The sequence below is a fragment of the Microcystis sp. LE19-10.1B genome (assembly GCF_027530565.1).
In the GTDB taxonomy this organism is placed as follows: domain Bacteria; phylum Cyanobacteriota; class Cyanobacteriia; order Cyanobacteriales; family Microcystaceae; genus Microcystis; species Microcystis aeruginosa.
Window position 1 is genome coordinate 1 of sequence record NZ_JAPZQM010000102.1, and the last position, 4410, is coordinate 4410.

The 4410-nt window shown below is 40.6% G+C and carries 7 protein-coding genes and 1 pseudogene; 1 reads left to right on the forward strand and 7 read right to left on the reverse strand.

Annotated features, from left to right (window positions below):
• Positions 1-137: 137 nt before the first annotated feature.
• From O9332_RS03385 to O9332_RS03410, 6 genes are all read right to left on the reverse strand, one after another.
• Complete coding sequence (locus tag O9332_RS03385; RefSeq protein WP_288023632.1) at positions 138-299, reverse strand: hypothetical protein; 162 nt, start codon at positions 297-299, stop codon at positions 138-140.
• A 20-nt stretch (positions 300-319) separates the two neighbouring features.
• Complete coding sequence (locus O9332_RS03390) at positions 320-562, reverse strand: hypothetical protein (protein ID WP_002737863.1); 243 nt, start codon at positions 560-562, stop codon at positions 320-322.
• Positions 559-906: a hypothetical protein gene (locus tag O9332_RS03395; RefSeq protein ID WP_002791268.1), complete on the reverse strand. Its 348-nt coding sequence runs from the start codon at positions 904-906 to the stop codon at positions 559-561. Before O9332_RS03395 ends, O9332_RS03390 begins: the two co-directional genes overlap by 4 nt.
• Before the next feature lie 263 nt (positions 907-1169).
• Positions 1170-2528, reverse strand: coding sequence for a tetratricopeptide repeat protein (locus O9332_RS03400; protein WP_288023635.1), 1359 nt, complete (start codon positions 2526-2528; stop codon positions 1170-1172).
• A 136-nt stretch (positions 2529-2664) separates the two neighbouring features.
• Positions 2665-2820: a hypothetical protein gene (locus O9332_RS03405; protein WP_288023636.1), complete on the reverse strand. Its 156-nt coding sequence runs from the start codon at positions 2818-2820 to the stop codon at positions 2665-2667.
• A 775-nt stretch (positions 2821-3595) separates the two neighbouring features.
• Positions 3596-3793 (reverse strand): type II toxin-antitoxin system MqsA family antitoxin, encoded by a 198-nt coding sequence (locus tag O9332_RS03410; protein ID WP_288023638.1) that lies wholly within the window; start codon positions 3791-3793, stop codon positions 3596-3598.
• A 308-nt stretch (positions 3794-4101) separates the two neighbouring features.
• Here O9332_RS03410 and O9332_RS03415 point away from each other — a divergent pair.
• Positions 4102-4188 (forward strand): annotated as a pseudogene (locus O9332_RS03415) (transposase); the annotation flags it as partial.
• On the opposite strand, the gene O9332_RS03420 reads toward O9332_RS03415, so the two are convergent.
• Entirely contained in the window at positions 4171-4329 is a 159-nt protein-coding gene (locus tag O9332_RS03420) for a hypothetical protein (RefSeq protein ID WP_288023640.1), read from the reverse strand. The pseudogene O9332_RS03415 and the gene O9332_RS03420 sit on opposite strands and share 18 nt — an antisense overlap.
• Between the last annotated feature and the right edge of the window lie 81 nt (positions 4330-4410).

The window sequence follows — 4410 nt, forward strand, 5'->3', positions numbered from 1 at the left end:
AGAATGACCGGGGGAACTCTGAAATTTTCGGCTTAGTTGCCGGCAGCTTGCCGCCAACTCACTCCTCTAGATAAGTATTTTGACTCACGCCCCTTCCTCTTTTGAGACGTTGTGACACTTAGGGTGCGGAATGTGGGTTACAATGTCGCCATGGAATAACCCGTAAAATAATCATTAGATTGGGTTAAACGAAGTGCAACCCAACACAAAACATGAAGAATAATAGGGGGATGATGTTGGGTTTCCGTTGCAACCCAACCTTGCAAGATAGACGTACTGCTACGCAGTGCCTTCGGCATCGCACCTGATACCTTAATAGCTAAGTTGCTTGTTTGCCAAATTCAGGAACAACCAGGTTGACTTCCTTCGAGTTGTAACCAAATGCTTCTACCTGAGACTTGATCAAATCAAGAGCATCATAATAAGCAAGGCTTTGTCCTTTATAGAAAGAAGAGTCCTCTCCTTTTATGTCAGCTTCGTTAATTTTTGCGAGGGATTCATTGTACTTTTCTTTGAGAATAAGTGCATGATCTTTGATAAAGTTAACAGATTCTGTATTCATAGTCCTCTCTCCTTGAGTAGGCCTTCTAGTATAGTCTTTTGCTCGCTCTGCCGATTTATGTCACTTTGCCATTTATCGGGAAGAGCTTTTTGCTGTCTAGGATCAAGATTATCAAAATCAGGTATAAATTTTTGGGGAGCTTCAATCTTTTTTTGATGTTCAGAAATTTGCTTGTTTATAGATTCAATTCCTTTTCGGATTTGAGAGTCTGGCTTTTTGGCATATTCGTTATAGAATCCAGAGTGCTTACCCCCTTGTTTGGCAATATTATATGGGTCATTCACATTAGTCACATCATCCACTTCATCAACAGCCTTAGTAGCTACCAACTGTTGATTCTTCACTATTATACCTCTCCAGAAAAGATTTTTGATAAGCTCTTAGTCAGGGCTTCATCTCTTATTTTGACAATTATTGGAGAGGTCTATTTAGCAGGGTCAGTCCACACTCACCCGCATCAATATAGGAGCGAACAAACTCTATCTGAGTTTCTTGCATCACTTCTGTGGTAAGACGATTTTGCCTAGTTGAGTTTTCGGTAAGTTTTAGGGGAATTGTTGGGTTTCCTTGCGTCAACCCAACCTACCAGATCTGCGATCGCCTTGATTTAAATTTGAGAGAGTTCGCGTTCACCCGCTAATTTCAGTGCAGAAGCGGCTTCAGGAATATAGGAAGTTTTCGTTTTAGAGACGATACCTCGCTGTTGTTCCCGTAATTGTTCTAGACGCGCGGTACTCCAATCTGTCAGCATCGAGTTACCTAAACGGGGAGCTAATTTGTTAATTTTCTCCACGGCGGAGATAGCTAGTTCATCCATCTGTACGGAGGCTAGATAGCAATCACAGGCGATGTCTATCTCTCCTAATCGTTCGTGACATTGCCCAGCCATAAACCAAGCGATCGCCATTCCAGGCGGGCCGAGTCTAGTGGCGGAGCGATAGATTTTCGCCGCCTCTTCAAATTTATTTTGTTTTAGTAAGACTTCCCCTAGTTGTAGGCGATAGTGAGAGTAGAGAGGTTCCAGTTCTACCATTTTCTTCGCTCTCTCTCCGGCGAGATCGATATCACCCAACCAGAGGGATTCTTTCGTTCGGCTCTCGAAAACCGTCGTTAGATTGTCATGGGCGGAAATTCGTTCCGTCTCATTTTTGCACTCGCGGATCAGCTCTTCCGCTAGGGATTGACAGATATCCATTTCACGGACAACTGTTTGCCGCTCACCCAGCAGAAGTGGAGCGAAAACAGCCGCGCGGTGGTAAAAACTGGTTAAACGTTTGAACTCGAAATGATCGAGGGAAGGTTCGAGGTGATCGAGCGCTCCGCTTGCCACTTCTCGCCAATGAGCGACCGCGGCTAGATCTCGAAATACAGTAGCGTGTAAAACGATTAGTTCTACGGCCGCCCCGAAAACCACGAAGCTTTCTTTAGAAGCGTGTTGAACGAGCTGCTTTAAATCTTCAAGATTTTCCGATGTGCCAATACTTTCTTGACAGAGGATTTTAGACATCGCCCGACTATAAGCTAATTTAGCGATCGTGGAATCTCTCGTGATGTCTTCATCGGTACTCGCAGTAACATATTTAAGAATCGCTTCATGAAAGCATAAACTCGATAATAAATTAATTGTTTCCAGTTGAGTAGTGGGTGAAAGTTCCCGATAATGAACTAAATGCGAGCAAAGAACTCTCCAGCGCTCGGTTCTCAACTCATCGGGGAGAGCGAGAGGATTTTTAATCGAGTATTGAAAAAGACCAGTCTCACGAATTAATTGTTCTCGAAAAGAAGCTGGGTGAACGAGAGTAACTGGGTTCACGGAAAGAGACGTACCAACATTTTGTACTTCGGAGACGAGGTTTCGATAGCTATAGTCAATTCCTTGAATATGCCAAGCTCCGGATTGATAGGGACTAAGATCGAAATAGGGGCGATGACTCCAAGGAATGGGAAGATCGTTTAAAAATAGCATACATATTCTCGAAAAATGCGATCTTTGTCTGGTTAGTATTTCCACGATAGTCAACGGAGTATCTTGACTTGTTGAACTATCGTAGAAATCAAAAAGAGAGAACGATAAAATACCGATCAATCTCTGTATTTTGTTATTATCTCACACGCCACTGACCACGACCGCCCATTACTTGACGTAAAGTTTTAAAAGCGGTAATGCTTTCTTGACTGTCGTTGGCGGCATCGGTGCGAAGCTCGATAATTTCGTCAGTCACCGTGTTTTTGATCTCGTTGATTTTGATGTTAGCCATGAGATGTATTCTCCAAATTTTCGCTAAATGAATGAATCAAATTATTGATTCAAGAAAACAATAACAATTTTTCAACATCAGATCAACTATCAAAATCGAACAAAAAAAAGATAATTGAGTTATTTATGTTCTTTTTGAAAGACTGTTTTTTGCGAAAACATCATCAAAACCGATTAAACAACGGGCTTCCAAGCTATTTAAAGAAACAAAAATAAGTAATTTATGTACAAAAAACTCTGAACTTGTCTTGTTGGAAGCAAAGAGAACCAACCAAGCTAACTGAATTGAGTTATTTAGGGTTTGCTGAAAAAGTTTGTTGATGGGGTTAGGAGTCAGGATTCAGTAGCCGGTCGTCGGTCGTTTCAGGCTTTGTTGCCCTCCTTTTTGTACTAGCTTGCGTACCACAAGAAGGATAATGCCAAGTTTTTGAAGGTCACAATCCTATTTTCGCAGCACTAACATCAGACTTTAACAGGTCAAAAGCCTTATTTTAAAAGGGTTTTATCATTATTCAGCAAGCACTATTTATTTTTTTTATTAACTGGGAATTCTGTTAATGAATAGATTCAGGAATTTTTAAAAGTGTATGTATTAAAAATCGCTTTGTTGGTTTTTATGCTGAATAAGCTCACTCAAAAATAATCGGATTATTGGTATTTTATTAATCCATATTGTATTAATCTTATAGTAAAATAATCCGTAGGTTGGGTTAAACGAAGTGCAACCCAACACAAAACATGAAGAATAATAGGGGGATGATGTTGGGTTTCATGCTTCAACCCAACCTACAAAATAGGCGATCAGCCTTCTGTAAAACTTCCGCAGTGACCGACTCGCTTAGATAATACTCCCCGCAATTCTGACAGATATCCGCAGGGACTTGTTTTAGAATCACGATAAAATTATCTCTCTCCAAAGTAACGGTAACAAAATCCGATCGAGTCGTGCCGTGTTTACAGATCACACATTCCATAACTCTTATCTTCCCTTACTATGTTTGCGGGGTGAGCATAACCCACCCCGTCCACAATTAATTACTTAACTCGTATTCTATTTCCTGAATTTTCTCCTTTACCCAGGCGTTAAACAAATCGGGTTCTTCGGTTTGTGTTATGCAATGGACGGGAGTTATAAGGAGTGAAACCCTTATATAGAAAGACATTGCTTCGATTTTTGCCAATTGTTTTCAATCTAGAACGAGCTAATCAATTAAGTCTCTTGCCAGATAAGGATTTAGCCGATTTATGCCCCCTGATCGAACCATACCAAGTAACGAAGAACCAAATCATTAGTTATTTCGAGCGAAGAACAACGAATGGATTAGTCGAGGGAATCAACAATAAACTTAAACTAATAAAAAAAATTGGCAGCCATAGTACCGCCCGCAACTTGACGTAAAGTTTTAAAAGCGGTGATGCTTTCTGGACTGTCGTTAGCGGCATCGGTGCGAAGTTCGATAATTTCGTCAGTCACCGTGTTTTTGATCTCGTTGATTTTGATGTTAGCCATGAGATGTATTCTCCAAATTTTCGCTAAATGAATGAATCAAATTATTGATTCAAGAAAACAATAACAATTTTTCAACATCAG